This is a genomic window from Leisingera daeponensis DSM 23529, assembly GCF_000473145.1.
In the GTDB taxonomy this organism is placed as follows: Bacteria; Pseudomonadota; Alphaproteobacteria; order Rhodobacterales; family Rhodobacteraceae; genus Leisingera; species Leisingera daeponensis.
This window is the reverse complement of the sequence record NZ_KI421500.1, coordinates 2,842,578-2,861,829: the sequence shown is the minus strand read 5'-3', so window position 1 is coordinate 2,861,829 and position 19,252 is coordinate 2,842,578. Positions and strand designations below refer to the sequence as shown.

At 61.9% G+C, this 19,252-nt stretch carries 18 protein-coding genes and 2 tRNA genes; 12 read left to right on the top strand and 8 right to left on the bottom strand.

Annotation, left to right across the window (positions count from 1 at the left end; genetic code table 11):
- Window positions 1-106: 106 nt before the first annotated feature.
- Window positions 107-183 (top strand) — tRNA-Arg (locus DAEP_RS0114535).
- Between the two features lie 188 nt (window positions 184-371).
- Here the strand turns inward: DAEP_RS0114535 and DAEP_RS22795 are convergent.
- Complete coding sequence (locus tag DAEP_RS22795) at window positions 372-1,406, bottom strand: AraC family transcriptional regulator (RefSeq protein ID WP_036760707.1); 1,035 nt, start codon at window positions 1,404-1,406, stop codon at window positions 372-374.
- A 147-nt stretch (window positions 1,407-1,553) separates the two neighbouring features.
- On the opposite strand from DAEP_RS22795, the gene DAEP_RS0114525 reads away from it, so the two are divergent.
- Window positions 1,554-1,991, top strand: coding sequence for a cupin domain-containing protein (locus DAEP_RS0114525; protein ID WP_217513489.1), 438 nt, complete (start codon window positions 1,554-1,556; stop codon window positions 1,989-1,991).
- Window positions 1,992-2,002: 11 nt separating this feature from the next.
- Window positions 2,003-3,490 (top strand): flavin-containing monooxygenase, encoded by a 1,488-nt coding sequence (locus DAEP_RS0114520; RefSeq protein ID WP_027245140.1) that lies wholly within the window; start codon window positions 2,003-2,005, stop codon window positions 3,488-3,490.
- A 96-nt stretch (window positions 3,491-3,586) separates the two neighbouring features.
- On the opposite strand, the gene DAEP_RS0114515 is transcribed toward DAEP_RS0114520, so the two are convergent.
- Window positions 3,587-3,673, bottom strand: a tRNA-Leu gene (locus tag DAEP_RS0114515).
- A gap of 217 nt (window positions 3,674-3,890) precedes the next feature.
- Here DAEP_RS0114515 and hemN point away from each other — a divergent pair.
- Window positions 3,891-5,246, top strand: a complete 1,356-nt coding sequence (gene hemN, locus DAEP_RS0114510; RefSeq protein WP_027245139.1) for an oxygen-independent coproporphyrinogen III oxidase — start codon at window positions 3,891-3,893, stop codon at window positions 5,244-5,246.
- A gap of 333 nt (window positions 5,247-5,579) precedes the next feature.
- Here hemN and DAEP_RS0114505 read toward each other — a convergent pair whose 3' ends face one another.
- Window positions 5,580-6,374 (bottom strand): formylglycine-generating enzyme family protein, encoded by a 795-nt coding sequence (locus DAEP_RS0114505; RefSeq protein ID WP_027245138.1) that lies wholly within the window; start codon window positions 6,372-6,374, stop codon window positions 5,580-5,582.
- Between the two features lie 75 nt (window positions 6,375-6,449).
- Window positions 6,450-7,574 (bottom strand): copper-containing nitrite reductase, encoded by a 1,125-nt coding sequence (gene nirK / locus DAEP_RS0114500; RefSeq protein ID WP_027245137.1) that lies wholly within the window; start codon window positions 7,572-7,574, stop codon window positions 6,450-6,452.
- Window positions 7,575-7,847: 273 nt separating this feature from the next.
- On the opposite strand from nirK, the gene DAEP_RS0114495 reads away from it, so the two are divergent.
- From DAEP_RS0114495 to DAEP_RS0114475, 5 genes are all read left to right on the top strand, one after another.
- Entirely contained in the window at window positions 7,848-8,684 is an 837-nt protein-coding gene (locus DAEP_RS0114495; RefSeq protein ID WP_027245136.1) for a flagellar motor protein MotB, read from the top strand.
- Between the two features lie 124 nt (window positions 8,685-8,808).
- Window positions 8,809-10,116 carry a flagellar hook protein FlgE gene (locus tag DAEP_RS0114490; RefSeq protein ID WP_008554946.1) on the top strand — a complete coding sequence of 436 codons (1,308 nt, stop codon included), beginning with the start codon at window positions 8,809-8,811 and terminating at the stop codon, window positions 10,114-10,116.
- 46 nt (window positions 10,117-10,162) lie between these two features.
- The gene (gene flgK / locus DAEP_RS0114485) at window positions 10,163-11,611 is read left to right on the top strand and encodes a flagellar hook-associated protein FlgK (protein ID WP_027245135.1); all 1,449 of its coding nucleotides are present in this window, start codon (window positions 10,163-10,165) and stop codon (window positions 11,609-11,611) included.
- Window positions 11,612-11,614: 3 nt separating this feature from the next.
- The gene (locus tag DAEP_RS0114480; RefSeq protein WP_008554850.1) at window positions 11,615-12,622 is read left to right on the top strand and encodes a flagellin; all 1,008 of its coding nucleotides are present in this window, start codon (window positions 11,615-11,617) and stop codon (window positions 12,620-12,622) included.
- The gene (locus tag DAEP_RS0114475) at window positions 12,619-13,725 is read left to right on the top strand and encodes a flagellar basal body P-ring protein FlgI (protein WP_008557925.1); all 1,107 of its coding nucleotides are present in this window, start codon (window positions 12,619-12,621) and stop codon (window positions 13,723-13,725) included. The genes DAEP_RS0114480 and DAEP_RS0114475 overlap by 4 nt, the downstream gene beginning before the upstream one ends.
- A 457-nt stretch (window positions 13,726-14,182) precedes the next feature.
- Here DAEP_RS0114475 and fliP read toward each other — a convergent pair whose 3' ends face one another.
- Genes fliP through fliF form a run of 4 tightly spaced genes read right to left on the bottom strand, consistent with a single transcriptional unit; the run spans window position 14,183 to window position 17,481 of the window.
- Window positions 14,183-14,926, bottom strand: a complete 744-nt coding sequence (fliP, locus tag DAEP_RS0114470) for a flagellar type III secretion system pore protein FliP (RefSeq protein WP_008556495.1) — start codon at window positions 14,924-14,926, stop codon at window positions 14,183-14,185.
- Window positions 14,923-15,219, bottom strand: a complete 297-nt coding sequence (locus DAEP_RS0114465) for a FliM/FliN family flagellar motor switch protein (protein WP_008555804.1) — start codon at window positions 15,217-15,219, stop codon at window positions 14,923-14,925. Before DAEP_RS0114465 ends, fliP begins: the two co-directional genes overlap by 4 nt.
- Window positions 15,212-15,811: a FliH/SctL family protein gene (locus tag DAEP_RS0114460; protein ID WP_008556843.1), complete on the bottom strand. Its 600-nt coding sequence runs from the start codon at window positions 15,809-15,811 to the stop codon at window positions 15,212-15,214. The genes DAEP_RS0114465 and DAEP_RS0114460 overlap by 8 nt, the downstream gene beginning before the upstream one ends.
- A complete protein-coding gene (gene fliF / locus DAEP_RS0114455) occupies window positions 15,811-17,481 on the bottom strand; it encodes a flagellar basal-body MS-ring/collar protein FliF (protein ID WP_027245134.1) in 1,671 nt (556 codons plus the stop codon). Before fliF ends, DAEP_RS0114460 begins: the two co-directional genes overlap by 1 nt.
- Before the next feature lie 119 nt (window positions 17,482-17,600).
- Between fliF and DAEP_RS0114450 the strand changes: the two genes are divergently transcribed.
- From DAEP_RS0114450 to DAEP_RS0114440, 3 genes are read left to right on the top strand one after another with little or no spacing between them, the layout of a single operon-like run.
- Window positions 17,601-18,125 carry a flagellar basal body-associated FliL family protein gene (locus tag DAEP_RS0114450; protein WP_027245133.1) on the top strand — a complete coding sequence of 175 codons (525 nt, stop codon included), beginning with the start codon at window positions 17,601-17,603 and terminating at the stop codon, window positions 18,123-18,125.
- 9 nt (window positions 18,126-18,134) lie between these two features.
- Window positions 18,135-18,581 carry a hypothetical protein gene (locus DAEP_RS0114445; protein ID WP_027245132.1) on the top strand — a complete coding sequence of 149 codons (447 nt, stop codon included), beginning with the start codon at window positions 18,135-18,137 and terminating at the stop codon, window positions 18,579-18,581.
- Entirely contained in the window at window positions 18,581-19,195 is a 615-nt protein-coding gene (locus DAEP_RS0114440; RefSeq protein WP_027245131.1) for a MotE family protein, read from the top strand. Before DAEP_RS0114445 ends, DAEP_RS0114440 begins: the two co-directional genes overlap by 1 nt.
- The last annotated feature ends 57 nt before the right edge of the window (window positions 19,196-19,252 follow it).

Sequence of the window (19,252 nt, the reverse complement as noted above, 5' to 3'; positions counted from 1 at the left end):
GCAGACATCACTTACTGCACAATGGAAACTGCGCGCGGCAAAACGGCTTTGAGCTGTGCCGATCCCATTGTGATCGCAGGATGGATTTGCTATCGCGGAAAGACGCGGCCCCGTGGCTCAACTGGATAGAGCAGCCCCCTCCTAAGGGGCAGGTTGCAGGTTCGAATCCTGCCGGGGTCGCCAAGCGTTTATCTGATATCAATGGACCGAAGCGGGCAATTCCTGGTTGTTTCGCCGCGGGATCTGCCCGCGGTATTCACCGGAGAGCTTGTGAGAGCTTCAACCCCGCGCCAGTTCCCGGAGATGGCGGCCGCCGATGAGCCCGCAGGCGTATCCTGAGCCCGGATCCAGCCCCGGAACAGAAACGCGTGTCAGGGAGTTGAGGGTTGCTCGGATTGGTCTGGAAACCCGTTGGCTGCGCGGGTGGTGCTGGGCAGTTCGCCAAAGCGGGCGCGGTAGAGCTGGGAAAAACGTCCCAGATGGGAGAAGCCGCTGTCATAGGCGATGCTGCTGACCGGCGTTCCGGCAGGGCGCGAGAGCAGCAGATAGCGGGCCAGATCCAGCCGCAGATCGCGAAGATATTCCACCGGTGTCAGGCCGAAATGCTGCCGGAACCCGGCCTGCAAGGTGCGGATGCTGCAGCCGGCCACGGCGGCGATGGCTGAGACGGTCAGCGGCTCTGCCGCGTTGGCATGGATATAGTCTTGCGCACGGCGGATCTGAAGGCTGCTGCCTAAGGGGGCGCGCTTAGTCAGAAGATGATGGATGTTGCTTTGCTGATGGGTCAGCAAGCCGAGGATCAGCTGCTCTTCGATCACCTGCTGCTGCAGGGCGCCCCAATGTCCAAATCCTGCCTGCGCATCGGTTGCCCTGACGCAGGCGATGAACTGCCGGGCCCAGCCGTGCAGGGGGCCGGTGCCGATAGGTGCGGCTGTGTCAAAGACCACCGGTTCAGACAGCGGCAGCCCGGAGGCGCGCTCGGCAATGCCGTGCAGCGCGTCCCGGTCAATCTGCAACAGCAGCATCCGGCAATCCGCCTGCCATGTCATCTGCGTTGCCCGCGTGGGGTTGAGAACGGTGGCCTGGCCGATGCCTGAGCCAACCGCCCCCGTGCCGTTGGCGACAACGGCTGCGCCGCTCAGCGGCATTTGCACGAGATAGAAATTCTGCAGCTCGCCCGGGTCAATTTGCACGGCTGATCCGTAGCACAGGTAATTGAGGGACAGGCTGCGCCCCGGGACATGGTTGTGACAGGTGCCGAAACCGCGGCTTTTGCCGGCGGGCCGCAGACGGTGGTCGCAGAATTTCTGGGCGACCAGGGTGCGCGCCTCGTCAATGTCGCGGCTGTGGAACTGCCGCCACGCGCGCAAGGGTTCATGTCTCTGTTCTGGTTGCTGCCGGGTCATCGGCGCAGCCTAGCACGGTTCCACGATCAGACAATCATGAGACAGGCAACCCTGCGGTCCCGCGCTATTTTGCGCATTCTGGATAATCCTTTTCGGGGTCTGCCCCTAGGCTTCGTAATACGAGCGATAAGGGAGGAAATTATGGCTATGGATCAGGGAATCACCAAAGCGGCCGGCGGGCTGGAGGGCCTGTCCTGGAATGTCGTCGGGCAAACCTATACGCCCAAGCTGCACAGCGAAAACGCTTTCATATGGCATGCGGCCATTCCGGACGGCACCTTTGTGCCGCCGCATGTGCACCCCACCCAGGACGAGTGGATCACCATGCTGGAGGGCACGCTGGAGGTGGAATTCGGCGGCGACGTCTATCAGGCCGGTCCGGGCGACACAGTGCGGATGCCGATGGGGGTGGCGCACGGCATCTTCAACCGCTCGGGTGCAGAGGCCGCGTGCGTTTTCGGAGTGGCGCCGTCGCGCAAGCTGTTTGACTTATTCTGCGCGCTGGACGGGGTGACCGACCCGGAGGAGCTGGTGCGGCTGTCCGCGCTGCATGAGGTGGATTTCCTGCCGCCGCCGTCGGAATAAGGGAGGCGGACATGGTGAAACGCAAGACGGTCGCTGTGATCGGCGGCGGGGTAAGCGGGCTGGCCGCGGCCAAGGCCTTTGCCGAAAAGGGGCATCAGGTTCTGGGTTATGAGCGCAGCCATGACTTGGGCGGCGTGTGGGAGCTTTCACGTTCCTATCCGGGGGTGCAGACGCAATCCCCCAAGGAGCTGTATTGCTATACCGACCACCCGATGCCAGAGGAGTATCCGGAATGGCCCAAGGGACCGCAGGTGCATGCCTATCTGCATTCTTATGCGGACAAGCATGATCTGCACCGCCTGTTCCAGCTGAACACGAATGTGCTGGAGATGGACCGGCGCCCGGACGGGCAGCCGGGCTGGCGGCTGGTGATCGAGACAGGCGGCGAGACCCGGGTTCAGGACGTGGATTTCGCCGTGGTCTGCACCGGGCAGTTCTCCGAGAAAAACATCCTGACCCACCCCGGACAGGAAGCCTTCGCCGCGCAAGGCGGGGAAGTGATGCACTCCTCGGAGTACCTTGATCCGGAACACGCGCGCGGCAAGCGGGTTGTGGTGCTGGGCGGCTCCAAATCCGCCACCGATGTTGCGGTCAACGCGGCCCAGAGCGGCGCCAAGCAGGTGCATCTGGTCTACCGGCAGAATGTCTGGCGGGTGCCGTATTTTGTCGGCGGCATCAACTTCAAGAAGCTGCTCTACATGCGGGCGCAGGAAGTGCAGTTCAACGGCTGGGGCCGCAGCTGGCTGCACAAGGCCTTCTATGGTTTGGCCAAGCCGCTGATCTGGGCCAATTTCCGCGGCCTTGAAGCGCTGTTGAAATTGCAGCTGGGACTGAAGAAGTGGGACATGGTTCCCGATGTGCCGATCGAAAAAGACGTCTCCTGCTCTGTGCCGATCGTGACACCGGGATTGTTCGAGGGTTTCAAGGATGGTTCGATCATCCCGCACCGCACCACATTCTCACGGTATGAAGGCGATGAAATCGTGCTGGAAAACGGTGAGAGAATCGGGGCTGACCTGGTGATCTCGGCGGTCGGCTGGAAGCTCGGTATTCCCTACCTGGCGCAGCGGCACCTGGACAAGCTGATCGAGGCGGACGGCCAGTACCGGACCTACCGCCTGGCAGTGAACCCGGACCTGCCGGAAATGGGCTTTGTCGGCTTCAACTCCAGCTTCTGCACCATTCTGTCGGCGGAGATGGTGGCAAACTGGCTGGTCCGCTACGCCGATGGCCAGCTGGCGCGTCAGCCTTCGCGGGCGGAAATGGAGGAAAACATCCAGATGATGCTCGACTGGCGCCGCAAGGAGCGTCCGGCGGCGCAAATCTATGGCGGGCTGTGCTCCGCTCCGTTTCATTTCAAGCACTTCGATGAGCTGCTGATGGATATGGGAGCGACGCAATGGAAGCGGTCTAATCCATTGGTGGAGCAATTCGCGCCGCCGGATGCCAGCGCCTATGGCCGGTTCCTGGCAACGGCACCGCACTATCAGGCAGCCTGAGGACCGCCCCTGCGCCTGCCGGAAACGGCGGGCGCTCATGCCTCAACAGCACACGTTGGACGCGCTGCTGCCTGCAAATTCTCGAGTAAGGGGGGATGGTGCCCAGGAGAGGACTCGAACCTCCACGTCCATACGGACACTAGCACCTGAAGCTAGCGCGTCTACCAATTCCGCCACCTGGGCAGGTGTCGTGAAACCGGCGTATAAGCGGAGTCGCAAGAGGCGTCAAACGGAAAATGTGCCTGTTTGCTGAATTTCGGAAAAATTTCCCCGCCCATCGTTTTCTCAAGCGAATCCAGTACGTTGATAGTGAACGCCGGTTTTCCGCCGGTTCCGAATTCCGGATGCCGGTTTGATCCTGCGCAAAGTGGGGGAATCGTAAAAGGGGCATAGGAAAGTCATGAAACAGATTGACCGCCTTCAAGCCCTTGGGCTGTTCGACAGCCGGGTGCCCCGCTACACCTCCTATCCGACCGCGCCGGTGTTCACAGCAGCCGTTGGCGCTGCGGAGCAAGCCCGCGAACTGCGGGCACTGGATCCGGATGTGCCGGTGTCCGTTTACCTGCATATCCCGTTTTGCGAGCGGCTGTGCTGGTTCTGTGCCTGCCGGACCCAAGGCACCCAAACGCTGAGCCCGGTGGAAAGCTACATCGGCACGCTGGAACAGGAGCTGCACCTGGTGGCGCCGCTTTTGCCCAAGGGGTTGCGGATGGGGCGGATGCATTGGGGCGGGGGAACTCCGACCATTTTGCCGCCGCACCTGATCCACCGGCTGGCGCAGGCGGTGAAGGCGGTTTTCCCGCAGACGGAGGATTGGGAGTTCTCGGTGGAGATCGACCCGACCATGGTGGACCGGGACAAGATCGCGGCGCTGGCAGAGGAAGGCATGAACCGGGCCAGCATCGGTATTCAGGATTTCGATCCCTTGGTGCAGCAGGCGATCGGCCGGGCGCAGCCGTTCGAGGTGACCAAGGCCTGCGTGGAGGATCTGCGGGCAGCGGGGATCAATTCTCTCAATGCCGATCTGGTCTATGGCCTTCCGCATCAGACGCAGGCGCGGATGGCGGACACGGTGGAGAAGGTGCTGAGCCTTGGTCCCGACCGGCTGGCGCTGTTCGGCTACGCGCATGTGCCATGGGTGGCCAAGCGGCAGAAGCTGATCAAGGAGGAGACGCTGCCGGACGATCTGGCGCGCTACCATCTGGCCGGGCTGGCGGCGGAGAGATTCGCCGCGGCTGGCTTTGCTGCAATCGGCATCGACCATTTCGCCAAACCCGGTGACGGGCTCGAGGCCGCTGCCCGCACCGGCCACCTGCGCCGCAATTTTCAGGGCTATACGGACGATACTTGCCCGACGCTGATCGGGTTCGGTGCCTCGTCAATCTCCCGCTTTGCGGGCGGATACATCCAGAACGCGGCGGCCACGCCTGCCTATGTGCAGCGGGTTGAGGCGGGCCAGCTGACCGGCGCGCGCGGCCATGTGATGAGCCAGGAGGATCTGCTGCGGAGCCGCGCCATCGAGATGCTGATGTGCGACTTCAGGCTGGACCGGGAAGAGCTGCGGCAGCGTTTCGGCGATCTGGCGGCAAGCCTGGATGCAAATCTGGCGCAGGTCGCGGCCCGGTTTGGCGATCTGGTGCAGTTGGATGACGGCGCGCTGGAGATCGTGCCTGAGGGCCGTCCGCTGACCCGCATCATCGCCAGCAGCTTTGACGCGCATGTTCCCGAAGGCGTGCGGTACAGCCGGGCGTCCTGATCCCGGAGCGGGGCGCTCCCGCCTGTTCCGGGGCCTCCTTCCGGAGGCCCTTCACAGTTGGGCATGGCGCTGTGCTGACGCACAGCGCGGCCGCCTCGGAGACGCATCGCACTTATCGCCGGGCTAACAGTAACAGTCTGCGGCTCGTCACCACGCGGGTTGCGCTTGAGGCGCGGGCGGCAAACTGGCGGGGTTAGAGACGTTCAAGGCAGGCGCGCGCATTACCGGCATTCCGAAATCACGCGCAGCGCAGCTGCCGGGCCCAAGGCCGCCAAGGCGTTCCGGCGCAGCCGGGGCACCTGCGGGCGCGGGAGCGCTCCGGCTGCGCCGGTGTCAGCCGTCTTTCACAAGCCGGAATCCCAGATAATCCGGCGGCAGCCCGACCGCGCAGCCGCCTACGCTGGCGTCGCGGATGAAGTCAATCACAACCGCCCGGTGGCGGCCGCCGGTAATGCGGGCGCTGCAATAAGGTTCGCCCAGCTCAAGGCTGCCGTCCTTGCGCACCTCGCCGTTCTGCATGCAGCCGCCGGTCCATTCCCAAATATTGCCGCCTAATCCGGTAAGACCGTTGCTGTTGGCGCCCGGCTCGCTTTTCGGGCCCTGTGCCGGTCCTGGCAGCCCGCGCAGGGTAACGCCGCGGGCATACTGGCGCAGCCAGCGCTGGGCCGGATCGCCGCCGTCGGTTTCGACCGCCTCGTCGCCAAAGATTTCCGCTGCGGCCAGCTGCCATTCAGCGTCGTCCGGCAGCCGCCAGCTATGGCCGGTCTCCTTGGAATACCACTCGGCATATGCAGCAGCGTCATGCCAGCTGACGTGAGTTTGAGGCTGGCTGCTCTCTGCCGGGGTGGCATCCGCCTTCTTGCAGGCACCCGCGGCAACACAGGCAGAATACTCCGCGGCTGAGACCTGATGCTTCATGATCTCGAAACCCGGAACAGAACGCTGCTGTTCCGGCGGCACGACGCTTTTCCCGTTCCGGTGAAAATTACCGATCGGGCGGTAAGCTATGGTGGCCGCCGCGATGGGTACGGTTTCCGCCATCGGTGCCGGATCCGTGGTCTTGGAAAACCAAAGGCCAGGAAGTCCAACGGCCGCGGCAACCCCGGCGGCAATCAGCTCAGTTTTCATGTCAGCATCCCCTCAAGGCAAAACGGGCGGCCGCGTGATGCAGCCGCCCTTTCCTGTGTCACGCCTGGCAGAAGGTCAGGCGCCGGAGTATTCGGTCGGGGCGACCACCTGTTCCATCAGGTCGTTGTTCCACTCGCCTTCGACCACCACGTGGGCCGTTGCGCCGAGGTTCACCGCCTCGATCAGGTTGTGGTTCACATAGGCGTAGACACCTGGCTGCAGGAACTCATAGAGCGCTGCCCCGGCAGAACCGCCGCGAATGAACCATGTTTCCAGATCGCGGTCCGGCACGTTGTTGAACTTGCCGGCTTCCCACACCAGGTCGCCATGGCCGCCAATAAGGTGCGGGCGGGTGTCGCGGTTGGCCTGGCTGTGCACGAACAGCACTTTTTCGCCCTGTTTCGCCTTCATGGCGTTTTCGCCGGTCAGAGCGCCGACCTTGCCGTTGAAGACCACGTGGCTGGGGATCAGCCCGTTCATGACTTCCAGCGTGTCCGGGTAGCTTTCCCCGACGTCTTCATACCGGAGGTAGTCGCCGTTCTCATCCTTCGGAATGTAGAACTCGTTTTCGCCGATGTAGTAGACGCGGTCGTATTTCACCGGATCGCCGTTGTGGTCCGACAGGCCTTCACGCGGCAGCACCATGATGGTGCCGGCCATGCCCGAGGCGACGTGCCAGGGGATCATCGGGCCGCCCGGAGCGCAGTGGTAGACGAAGGTGCCCGGGCGTGTCGCCTTGAAGCGCAGAACGGTCTTTTCGCCCGGGTTCACCAGGGTCAGCGCGCCGCCGCCCAAAGCACCGGTTGCAGCGTGGAAGTCGATATTGTGCTGCAGCATGTTTTCCGGCGGGTTGATCAGGGTGAGTTCGACATAGTCGCCCTCATGCACCACCATCATCGGGCCTGGAATAGAACCGTCGAAGGTCATGCCCTGCAGATAGGCGCCCTGGTCGACTTCGATTTCCTTCTCGATGATCTTCATCTCGAATTCGACGATGCGCGGTCCGCCCGGCGCAACCTGCTCGTGCTCATGCACAAAGGGCGGTGCCACCAGCTCGCGCTTGATGCGCTTGAGGCTGGACAGGTCAACCGGCGCGGCGGCCTCGTGAACGGTGGTGGTGTCAGCCTTGGCGGCTTTGGCCAGTACAGGCAGCGCTGCTGCGCCGGCTGCCCCTATCAGTGCGGCTCTGCGGGTCAGCATAATGATCTCCTTTCAGTGTCCCATGTGCTGTGTTGAGGGGACACTAGCCCCGGGGCCTTGGCAGCTGTTTGTCCTCGATCAACGTTCGATAAGATTATTAGATGTCAAGATAAGTGGTTTTTAAGATGCAGCATTTGCCGCTGGAAAAGCGATGCCTGCGGCACGGCTGAGGACGGGACGCATGGGGGTTAACTGCCGGCAAGTTTAATTGTTAAGGCCCGTTTAACGCGCCGCCTGCTATGCCAGGGATGGGTGAAAATAGTGGTGGTGGATATGAGCGCACAGAGCAATGTGGCGCCCATTATCATCAAGAGGAAAAAAGTCAGTGGTGGCGATGGCCATCACGGCGGCGCATGGAAGGTGGCTTATGCCGACTTCGTGACCGCAATGATGGCCTTCTTCATGCTGATGTGGCTGCTTAACGCGACGACGGAAAAACAACGCAAAGGGCTGGCGGATTACTTCTCGCCATCAATCCCGCTAAGCCGGGTGTCCGGCGGCGGCAATGGCGCTTTCCAGGGTGACAGTATGTTCACCGAGGACATTCAGCCGCAATCCGGCACCGGGGCGACGGATATCAATCCGATGGATGCCCAGAAGGCGCAGGGCGACACCGGGGTCGAGTCGACCGAAAAGCGCGAGGAAGATGATTCCAAGTTCCGCGCTATCGAGGAACAGTTGTCCGGACGCGGCGGCGAGAGCATGGTGTCCGTTGCAATGGCCCGCCATATCGTCACCCGCGTCACCGATGAAGGGCTGATCATAGAGCTGTTCGCGACTGAAGACATGCCGCTGTTCGAAGAAGACCAGGCGGAGCCGAAGCCGTTGTTCCGGGATCTGGTCAGGATGATTGCGCGGGTCTCGGACGGCGTGACCAGCAACGTTGCGATTGGCGGCCATATCCGCTCGCACCCGGTTGTTCTGGCGAAGAATCCGGTGTGGGAGCTCTCCCATGCACGGGCGGACATAACCCGCACGCTGCTCGAATCGGGCGGGCTGGATGCGGGGCGGGTTCACCGGGTCACCGGCCATGCTGACCGGAAGCTGGCGGTCGGGAATCCGATGGCTGCCCGCAACGACCGGATCGAAATCATCTTTTTGCGCGAATAACCCTCTGTAAACATTGAGGCCGGCGGCTGGCAGATGAGTCATATTTTATCTGTTAGCCGCCCGTTAATCGCTCCTGCGCTAGCTGTTGCATTCAGAATGATTAGATGCAGCAGAAAGGCGTGCTATGACCATTTCTTCGTCGCTGAACGCGGGCGTTTCAGGATTGAGCGCCAACGCCAGCCGGTTGGCTTCCATTTCCGATAACATCGCCAACTCCTCGACCCGCGGCTACAAGCGGGTTCAGACAGATTTCCATTCCATGGTCTTGTCCGGCTCCGGCGGCACTTATTCGGCGGGGGGCGTGCGCACGACCAACGTCCGGCTGATCGACGAGCGCGGCCCGCTGGTTTCGACCAACAACGCCACCGACCTGGCGGTGCGCGGCCGCGGCATGCTGCCCGTTGCCTCGATCACAGAGGTGGAGGCGGGTGGCAGCCCGTCTATGATGCTGACCAGCACCGGATCCTTCCGGACCGATTCCAGCGGGTACCTGTCGACAGAATCCGGTCTGGTCCTGATGGGCTGGCCCGCGCAGGCTGATGGCACGCTTCCGGATGTGGCAAGGGATACCGCCGATGCCCTGGAGCCGATCCGCATCGACCTGAACCGCCTGTCGGCGGAGCCGACAACCGAAATCAGCCTGACGGCGAACCTGCCGGCAGCCGAAACCGATCCCGGTGCCTCTGGCGACCCGGTCGAGCAAGTGGTTCAGTATTTCGACAACATGGGCCGCTCCGAAGAGCTGACTATTACCTATACGCCCAGCGTTGCCACGCCGCCGGCGACCAGCGGAACAAACGAATGGACGATGCAAATCGTGGACTCCGCAACCGGTGCGACGGTCATCGGCGAGTACACTCTGACCTTCGATGACAGCGCGGCGTCTGCAGGCACGCTTCAAAGCGTGGCAACCCTGACGGGTGGTGCCTATGATGCAACCGCCGGTTCGGTGACCATCAACGTTGCGGGCGGGCCAGTCGAGATCAATATCGGTGTGATTGGCGAACAGAACGGCATGAGCCAGCTGGGTGACGAGTTCGTGCCCGGCACCACGGAGAAGGACGGGACGGCGGTCGGATCCTTCGTTTCGGTCGAGGTAAACGCGTCCGGTGAAGTGATCGCCTCCTATGATTCAGGCGACACCAAGGTCATCTACAAGGTTCCGCTGGCGGATGTCTCCAACATCAACGGCATGCAGGCGCTGGACAGCCAGACCTACAAGCCGACCGACGATTCCGGGGCGTTCTACCTGTGGGATGCCGGCGAGGGGCCGACCGGTGAAATCCTGGGCTACGCGCAGGAGGAATCGGCTGTCGACGTGGCAACCGAATTGACCGACATGATCAAGACTCAGCGGGCCTATTCGTCCAACGCCAAGGTCATCCAGACCGTTGACGAGATGCTGCAGGAAACCACCAACATCAAGCGCTAACGCGCTTGATGCTCCCTGACATTGGCTTCACGAAAGCAGGCTGAACATGTCTATATATTCCGCCCTTAACAGCGCCATGACCGGGCTGAGCGCGGCCGGCCGGTCCTCGCAGGTTGTCGCCGAAAACCTGGCCAATGCGCTGACCCCGGGCTACACGCGCCGGGTTCTGGATCTGAACAGCCCCGGGGCCGGCGTTCCCGGCGTTCGGATCGGCGATGTCCAGCGCTTGAATGATCCTGTGCTGATCTCCAACCGCCGGGTTGCCGAAGCAGAATACGGCGCCGCCAAGGCGGAGGGCGATTTCTTCAGCCGAATGTCCGATCTGGTGGGCACCGTCGATGATGAGATGTCGCTGGCCTCCCAGCTTTCGGATTTCGAATCGTCGCTGATCGAAGCAGTCTCGCGCCCGGATTCGCAGCCCCGGCTGAATGATCTGTCGGTGAAGGCGAACGCCTTGGCAGATTCCATTTCGCGCACGGCCGAGGGGTTGCGGGGCCTGCGGATCAATGCGGACAGCGCAATCGGCAGCCAGGTCGACACCGTGAATCAGGCCTTGAAGGAGATTGAAAAGCTCAACGCCCGGATCATGGTCGTCGAGGCCGGCGGCATGGACGCCGTGTCAATGCAGGATCAGCGCGACCAGCTGATCGATCAGGTGAACGCGATCATTCCGGTCAATGTCGTCCGCCGCGACAACGGCCAGGTCACGCTTTATTCCACTGGCGGGGTGATGCTGCTGGACCACAAGGCGTCCGAGCTGAGTTTTGCGCCGTCGCGGGATATCATGCCTCACATGACTTTGGGCAACGGCATGATCTCCGGTCTCCAGGTTAACGGCAAAACAATCGGCACCGGTCCGGACGGGCCGTTGCGCGGCGGCACCCTGACCGCGCAGTTTCAAATCCGTGATGTGACCGCGGTAGAGGCCCAGGAAGATCTGGACGCGATGGCCGCCGATCTTATCGAGCGGTTCCAGGACCCGTCGCTGGATGCCACTATCGGGGTGACGGATGCAGGTATATTCACCGACGATGGCGCCTTCTACGATCCGGCGAACATCGTTGGACTCTCCAACCGGATCGAGCTGAACGATCTGCTGGCTTTGGACCGCGCCGGTGAGACATGGCGGTTTCGCGATGGCCTTTACGCCGCGGCTCCCGGCGATCCAGGCGATTCCAGCTTGCTGCAAGCCTATTCGGACGCTTTGAACACCACCCGCACGGTGTCCTCAGTCGGCCTTGGCACGGCCAACATGACAGCTGCGACGCTGAGTGCGAACCTGCTGTCCCGGTTTGCCCAGGACAATGAAACCGCTGCGCGTGCTTCGACCTTTGCCGCTACCAGTTTCAACGAGCTGAGCCAGGCGGAACTGGCACTGGGCGTCGACACCGACGCCGAGCTGCAGAACCTGATGCTTGTCGAAAAATATTATGCCGCCAATGCCCGTATGCTCAGCGTTGTCGATGAACTTATGGAAACACTCTTGAGGATCTGACCCATGATTTTGAATTCTTATGGCGATATGGCGCAGCACCTCTTTCTCCGCAGCCGCAACACGGAGCTGAAGGAAAACGTCACCACTCTCTCCGAAGAGTTTGCCACTGGAAAATCGTCGAACCTGAGCGAACGGCTGGGCGGCGATTTCACCTATCTTGCAGATCTGGAGAGCTCGCTGAACCGGATCGGCAGCTATATGGTTGCCAATAGCGAAGTGCGGTTGTTTGCGACCACCACGCAAGGCAGCCTTGATAAGGTGCACAGCCAGGTCGAGGCGATGCGCAACGACATCCTGAGACTGTCGCCCGCACTCGATACGGAAAATGCACAGCAGTTCGGCAGCCAGGCCAAGCAGCGGCTGGCCAGCGCCATCAACCTGATGAACACCTCTGTCGGGGGGCGGACAATCTTTGCGGGCACTGCAACGGACACCAAGCCGCTGAATAACACCAGCACGCTGATGACGGCCGTCCTCGCGGAAGTTTCGGGGCTGACAACCAGCAATGACATCATTCAGGAAGTTAAGGACTGGTTCGACGATCCGGCCGGATTTGATGCCGTCATGTACCGCGGCTCTACAACTTCGCTGCAGCCGGTTACCGTCGGCGAGGGAGAGCAGGTGACCTTGGGGATCCGCGCCGACGATGAAAATCTGAAACATGCGCTGCAGAGTTACGTGATCACTGCGCTCGCGGATGAGCCCAGCCTCGGCCTGAGCGAAGACGTGCAGATCGATCTGGTTATCAAGGCCAGCAGCGAGCTGACTGAAAGTGCGGACAGGCTGATTGATCTGCAGGCTGACGTTGGTTTCATCGAGGGCCAGCTCGAGGCGGTCAATACCCGGAACGAGGCGTCGAAAACCAGCCTGAGCATCGTCAAGAACAAACTGGTTTCGGCCGATCCGTATGAAACCTACACCCGGCTTCAGGAAGCGCAGACGCAGCTTGAGGGCCTTTATACAATTACCGCCCGCAGCTCGCAGCTGTCCTTGCTGAAGTATATCTCATGATGGCTGTCCTGCGTCTCTTCTTTGCTTGCCTGTTTTTGCTGCCCGTGGCGGCGCAGGCAAATACTATCCGGCTTAAGGACCTGGTGGAATTCGACGGGGTCCGCGGTAATGACCTGGTCGGCTACGGCCTGGTCGTCGGCTTGGATGGAACCGGTGACGGGTTGCGCAATTCGCCGTTCACCGAAGAAATCATGACCAACATCCTGGAGCGGCTTGGCGTCAACGTGACCGGCGAGCAGTTCCGCCCGAAGAATGTGGCGGCCGTTTTTGTGACAGCCACCTTGCCGCCCTTCGCCCGTGTCGGCAGTACCATCGACGTGACGGTCTCAGCCATCGGCGACTCCAAAAGCCTGCTGGGCGGCACTCTGATCATGACGCCGCTGAACGCCGCCGATGGTCAGATCTATGCTGTCGCCCAAGGCACAATCCTGGCTGGCGGTGCGGTGGCCGAAGGCGAGGCTGCGACAGTGACGCAGGGAGTCCCGACGGCGGGCGTGATCCCGTCGGGCGCCCGGGTCGAGCGGGAGATTGATTTCGATCTGGCCTCTTTGACCTCCATGCGGCTGGCGCTGCGCGAGCCGGATTTCACGACGGCGGGGCGGATCGAACGGGCAATCAACAATGAATTCGGCCGCAATGTTGCCCTGATGCGGGATTCCGGAACTGTTGAAGTCGATATCGGCCGCACCAACACCCGCTCGACGGCGCATGCGGTGGGCCGGATCGAGAACATTCTGGTCGAGCCGCAGCGCAAAGCCCGGGTGGTAGTCGACCAGCGCTCCGGCACCATTGTGATGGGCAGCGACGTGCGGATATCCCGCGTGGCCGTGGCCCAAGGCAATCTTACACTCCGCATTGAAGAGACGCCGCTGGTGGTTCAGCCCAACCCCTTTGCAGATGGGGAAACTGTTGTCGTGCCGCGTACGGGCGCTGCGATCGAGGAGGAGGAGGGGATCCAGCTGGCAGAAGTGCCTGAGACAACTTCGCTTTCGGAGGTCGTGTCTGGCTTGAACGCCCTGGGTGTATCGCCGCGGGATATGATCGACATTCTGAAAAGCCTCAAGGCCGCGGGTGCCTTGCACGCGGAATTCGTCGTCCGCTGACTGGCACCGTAACCCTGACAGAAAATGCGCCGGCTTCACCTGTTGAAGCCGGTTTTTTGTTTGGCGGCAGGCCACCCGTCTTTGGCTCTCCTGAGGCTGGGCTTGCAAGCTTGGGCCTGCGCTGGTCTCCGCATCAGAGTGGGGCCGAGCCGGGTAAGCCGCACCAAAGAGCCGCAAGGGCACAGGGCGGTGGTTTGGTCAGAGGGGGAGCGTTCTGGTTCCCGGAATGAACCAAGGCAAGGGTACGGCCGGGAGGCCAGGACCGGCATCGTCGCCGATTGATAACGGTTGCGAGCAACCTCAGAACCTTGACGGCACGATGCTGAGATCCCTGCGCGTCAAATCGTCTGCTGCGGATATTCGAATGCGAGGTGGAAGGGGGCGGCAGGAGCGCGCGTACAGAAAAGCCCGGGCACATCGGGCGGCCCGGGCTATCCGTTTCTACCGGTTCTAAGGGCTAGGGATAATAGCTGCGCACGAGGGCGGTGGCGATCAGGCTCCAGCCGTCGGCAACAACAAAGAACGCCAGTTTGAAGGGCAGGGACACGATGGCCGGCGGCACCATCATCATCCCCATCGACATCAGGACCGCTGCCACCACAAGGTCGATCACCAGGAATGGCAGAAAGACCAGAAAGCCGATTTGAAAGGCGCGTGCGATTTCGGACAGCAGGAAGCTCGGGACCAGCGCGGACAGCGGCGCTTGCGGCACCGGGTCCATGCCTTGGGTTTCCGGCCTGAGGTCGGCAATGGCATAAAACGTGTCCGGATCCAGACGGTTGGCCATGAACGCCCGGAACGGTTCCAGGCTGCGCGAGATGGCCTCGCCCGGTTCAAGCTGTTCTTCCAGCAGCGGGCTGATACCGCTGTTCCAGGCCTCTGTAAAAACCGGCTCCATCACGAAGTAGGTCAGGAACAGCGCCAGGCTGATCATCAGCATGTTTGGCGGCGCCTGCTGCAGACCGATGCCCTGGCGCAGGATCGACAGGACCGTCACCAGAAAGGGAAAGCAGGTGATCATGATCAGCAGGCCGGGGGCCAGGCTGAGCACTGTAATCAGCAAAATCAGCTGGATCGAGCGGGCCGAAACCGACTCACCGTCTGCCAGCGAAAGGCTCAGTTCTTGAGCCAGGGCGGTCTGCGGCATGGCCAGCAAAAGCGCTATAGCCAGGGCCGCCCGCACAAAGGTCTTCTGTGTCATCCCAAACCGCTTTGCAGATCGGCAATTTCCGTCAGGCGCACGGCCAGCTGTCCGGCCTGCTCGCCTTCCAGCTCTTCCAGTTGGCCCCGGGCGACCAGCCGGTCCCCGACGTAGAGGTCGACCGGATCTTCAACCCGCTTGTCGAGCGTCAGAATCGCGTTTTCACCCAGGCTGACCAGATCGCGGATCAGCGGCCGGGCCTTGCCCACCGAAACAACCACTTCGACGGGAACCGAAACAAAGGGGTTGTTGGCATCAGCGGCTTTCTTGTTCAGATCGGCGGCGTCATCCATATTGGCTGTCCTCTTTCGCGTGATAGGTGAAGGCTTCGATCGAATCCTGGATCGATTCGAGAAGGGCATCGCAGTTGATTTCGCATTCGGTGCTTCCGACGCTCAGGTAGGCCTGGCCGGAGGACAGCGTGCTGTCTTCCCGCACGGTGACCGGGACAGAAAAGTTCTGCGGCAGCAGGTTGCGCACGGGCGCGCCTTCGCCGGGCGATACCACAATTTGCATCGGCTGATCGGTCTGCCCTTTTGCCATTCCTGCGAGCTGGTCGACGATGTGGTGCCCGAAGGAGGCCGCCATCGCATCCGGCAGAATGGCACTGGTCAGAACCTTGAACATCGGATCCAGCGAATCGAGCAGCTGGGCTTGCGCTTCGTGATAGGTAAAGCTCAGGTCCTCCAGAGAGTTGGCCAGTTCGGCGGAGATCCGGGTGGTTTCCTGATCCTTGGCCGTTACCGCGTCATCCCAGCCGGCGCTGTAGCCTTTTTCGAAGGAGGCCAGCCGCTGTTCTTCCAGGACGTCTTCGGAGACCGCCGGCACCACCGGTTCGGCGGGCGTTTCGAATCCGAAGTCCTCAAGCAAATGCGCAATCGTCATCAGGCTTGCTCCCTATTCTCTTCCAGCCAGCCGCGCAGGATCTGGACGGTTTCCTCCTGCCGTTCGCCTATCATGTTGCGCAGGCGGTCGACGGGGTCATCCATACCGCCGCCCATTGCCGGCAGGCCAATTGCGCCCATCATGTCGCCCGTGCCCATGGCCGGCAGGCCGCCCAGCGGTTCGAATTGCCCGGTTTCGTTGTTTTCGATTTCACCATCCAGCGCGAGTCCTGCCCCCAGGTCCGGCGCAGTCATGAAGCCGCCGCCGCCGATACCGGGCAACCCGGGCAGATCGCCGCCGCCAGGGCTTGGCAATGCCGCAACCGGCGTGGCCTGGTTCGACAGGATCGGGCGCACGACAAAAAGGCCAAGGATCAGGCTGACGAGGGCCAGCGCGCCGATCTGGACCAGAGACATGGCGTCAAAGTAGAGGTTATCGAAGAAAGAGGCGGTCGCGACCGTGCCCTGGGGTTCCACGGCGGGCAGCTCCATAGACTTGAGAGTGATCACGTCGCCACGCTCCGCGTCAAAGCCGACTGCCGCGGAAATCAGTTCCCGCATGGCGGCCAGCTCGTCTTCCGGCCGGGGCTGGAATACGGTTTCGCCGGCGTCATTGGTGACGGCTGTGCCATTGATCAGCACCGCGACGGTCAGGCGCTTGATGGCCCCGGGGCCGCGGAGGATTTCTTTTTCGGTTTCGGAGATTTCATAATTGATCCGCTCGCGGGTTGCGCTCGTGTTGGCCTTGGACCCCTGGCCGGAGGCAGCATCGCCATCGGGAATGTTTGAGGCAACGGTGACTTCGCCCGCCTGGTTGGTGGAAGAATCGGCGCGTTCCTCGACATCGGTGCTGACGGCGACACGGCTTTTGGGATCAATGAGCTTTTCTCGGATAGATTCGGTGTCGGTCACGGTTTCGACACTGACCTCGACCACGGCGTTGCCCTGGCCGACGCGGGCCTCGACAAGGCGCATGACCCGCTCACGAATCGTCTGCGACCGGTCATCCGTGCCGGCGCCGGCTGCGGCGGTGGCATCCGAGGACCCGATCAAAGCGCCATTGGCGTCGATCACCGCAACGTTTTCCACCGCCAGACCGGTGACAGCGGAGGACACCAGGAAACGGATAGCGTTGGCCTGTGCAGGCGTGATCGGCGACCCCATCGGCACGATGGAAACCGATGCGGTGGGCTCTACCGTGCGCTGGAAGGGGTTCAATCCGGTGTTGGCGATATGCACCCGGGCCTGGCTTACATGCGGGCTGGCGACAATGGTGCGGGCCAGCTCGCCTTCCTTGGCGCGCCAGTAGGCGGCATCGAACATCTGCGAGGTGGTCCCAAAGCCGCTAAGCGAATCGAGCAGTTCATACCCTTTGCCGCCGTTGGCCGGCAGGCCTTCGCTCGCCAGGGTCATACGAAGTTCGTCACGATGCGTGGACGGCACGTAGATCGAGCTGCCGCGCACTTCATATTGGGTGCCGCGCTGTTCCAGCGCCCGCACCACGTCTCCGGCCGAGCCGCTTTCCAGCCCGGCATAAAGCAGTGTCATTGATGGCTTGCTTGCCACATGGGACATCGCGATCACGCTGAGAATCATGATTACCGTGGCACCCACGGCAATGAGACGCTTCCGCATGTCCATTTCTGCCCAGACATTCTTGATCTGCTGCACATTAACCTCCGTCGCACCGGCGTTCTGTCCGGCGTGCAACCTTTTTGACGGATCGGCCTTAACATTCGGTTAGTTCCTCGCAGGTTATGAAGAAGCTGCACGACGTTTTAGGGATAGCCATGACAGACGCTGCAGTAGATACAGAAGCAGATGCCCCGGCCAAGAAAGGCAAACTGCCCCTGATCATCGGGGTGGTGCTGGCGCTGGCGGGGGCGGGCGGCGGATTCTTTGCCGTTCAGTCAGGCCTTCTTCCCTTTGGTCAGAAAGCAGCGCCCGAACCGGCGCATGCGGCCGAAGAGGCGCCAGAAGGCGTGGACACGGGTGAGACGGCGGAGGATATCGCCAATCTTGCCTTTATCGAAATGGACCCGATTGTGATTACCCTGCGCAAAGCCAGCGGTATCAAGCATTTGCGGTTCCGCGCGCAACTTGAGGTCGACCTGGCGCACCAGGCCGAGGTCGAGAAAATCCTCCCGCGGGTTGTCGATGTCCTGAACAGCTACCTGAGAGCATTGGAGCTTGAGGATCTGACCGATCCGATGGCTCTGCCGAAACTGAGAGCGCAGATGCTGCGGCGGATCAACATTGCCACCGGCCAGGGCCGGGTGCGTGATCTGCTGATTATGGATTTCGTACTGAACTAGGAGGACAGGATGGACATTATTGCTGATATCCTGCTTGCGGCCGGAGCGCTGGGTGCCGGATTCTATTGTCTGGTGCTGTCACGCAGGCTGAAGCGGTTCAATGATCTGGAAAAGGGCGTGGGCGGCGCGGTCGCCGTGCTGTCCTCCCAGGTGGATGACCTCAACAAGTCGCTGCAGTCGGCGCAACAGGTGTCTGACGGCTCCAGCAAGGCGCTGCAGCAGCTGACCGGGCGGGCCGAATCGGTGGCCCAGCGGCTGGAGCTGATGATGGCGTCCATGCATGATATTCCCGAAGCCCGGCCTGCGGCTCCGGTTGCGGAACCCGTGGCCGAAGATGAGGAGATGGCAGCCGCTTATGAGGCCGAATCGAAGCCGGCCGAAGAAATCCAGGAAGAGGTTAAGCCCTCTGGCCTGATGTTCGTCCGCCATAACCGCAGCCAGAACCGGGTGGCGTAATGGCGAAGGCGGCTAAGAAACCCAAAGGCTTGCGGCGGGGCGGCACGCTGATGATGCTGGCGGTCCTGCTGATCGGCTCTGCCGCGGTGCGGTTGGGACTGGAAGCCGGGCCCGCAATTGCCCGCGAAGTGGCCAGTCTGAAGGAGCCGGGCCGGGATGAGCCTGCGCATAAGGGGGAGCCGCGGGGCGAATCGATGCCGTCCTCTGCTGAGCTGCAGACGATGCTGGCGGCCTTTCAGGAGCGGGAACAGGTATTGGCCGCCCGCGAGGCGGAGATTCAGGACCGGATGAAGGCGCTGGAGATTGCCGATCAGGCGATCAACAAGAAGCTGGTGGCGCTGGAGCAGGCAGAAGAGAAGCTGCGCGCGACCCTGGCCCTGGCCGATGGGGCGACGGAGTCGGATGTGACCCGGCTGACCACTGTCTATGAGCAGATGAAGCCCAAGGAGGCCGCAGCCCTGTTCGAGGAAATGGACCCTGCATTCGCAGCAGGCTTCCTTGCCCGGATGCAGCCGGAGGCCGCGGCGGGGATCATGGCGGGCCTGAGCCCGGAAGCCGCCTATACCATCAGCGTGGTCCTGGCCGGACGCAACGGAGCCGTGCCCAAGGAATGACTTGGGCACGCGGGCTTAGTCTTTCCTTAGGACGACTCGCCTAAACTAATAAAAACC

Coding starts and splice junctions, on each gene's coding strand:
- DAEP_RS22795 (WP_036760707.1), bottom strand. CDS start 1,406: ATGACCCGGCAGCAACCAGAACAGAGACATGAACCCTTGCGCGCGTGG.
- DAEP_RS0114525 (WP_217513489.1), top strand. CDS start 1,554: ATGGATCAGGGAATCACCAAAGCGGCCGGCGGGCTGGAGGGCCTGTCC.
- DAEP_RS0114520 (WP_027245140.1), top strand. CDS start 2,003: ATGGTGAAACGCAAGACGGTCGCTGTGATCGGCGGCGGGGTAAGCGGG.
- hemN (WP_027245139.1), top strand. CDS start 3,891: ATGAAACAGATTGACCGCCTTCAAGCCCTTGGGCTGTTCGACAGCCGG.
- DAEP_RS0114505 (WP_027245138.1), bottom strand. CDS start 6,374: ATGAAAACTGAGCTGATTGCCGCCGGGGTTGCCGCGGCCGTTGGACTT.
- nirK (WP_027245137.1), bottom strand. CDS start 7,574: ATGCTGACCCGCAGAGCCGCACTGATAGGGGCAGCCGGCGCAGCAGCG.
- DAEP_RS0114495 (WP_027245136.1), top strand. CDS start 7,848: ATGAGCGCACAGAGCAATGTGGCGCCCATTATCATCAAGAGGAAAAAA.
- DAEP_RS0114490 (WP_008554946.1), top strand. CDS start 8,809: ATGACCATTTCTTCGTCGCTGAACGCGGGCGTTTCAGGATTGAGCGCC.
- flgK (WP_027245135.1), top strand. CDS start 10,163: ATGTCTATATATTCCGCCCTTAACAGCGCCATGACCGGGCTGAGCGCG.
- DAEP_RS0114480 (WP_008554850.1), top strand. CDS start 11,615: ATGATTTTGAATTCTTATGGCGATATGGCGCAGCACCTCTTTCTCCGC.
- DAEP_RS0114475 (WP_008557925.1), top strand. CDS start 12,619: ATGATGGCTGTCCTGCGTCTCTTCTTTGCTTGCCTGTTTTTGCTGCCC.
- fliP (WP_008556495.1), bottom strand. CDS start 14,926: ATGACACAGAAGACCTTTGTGCGGGCGGCCCTGGCTATAGCGCTTTTG.
- DAEP_RS0114465 (WP_008555804.1), bottom strand. CDS start 15,219: ATGGATGACGCCGCCGATCTGAACAAGAAAGCCGCTGATGCCAACAAC.
- DAEP_RS0114460 (WP_008556843.1), bottom strand. CDS start 15,811: ATGACGATTGCGCATTTGCTTGAGGACTTCGGATTCGAAACGCCCGCC.
- DAEP_RS0114450 (WP_027245133.1), top strand. CDS start 17,601: ATGACAGACGCTGCAGTAGATACAGAAGCAGATGCCCCGGCCAAGAAA.
- DAEP_RS0114445 (WP_027245132.1), top strand. CDS start 18,135: ATGGACATTATTGCTGATATCCTGCTTGCGGCCGGAGCGCTGGGTGCC.
- DAEP_RS0114440 (WP_027245131.1), top strand. CDS start 18,581: ATGGCGAAGGCGGCTAAGAAACCCAAAGGCTTGCGGCGGGGCGGCACG.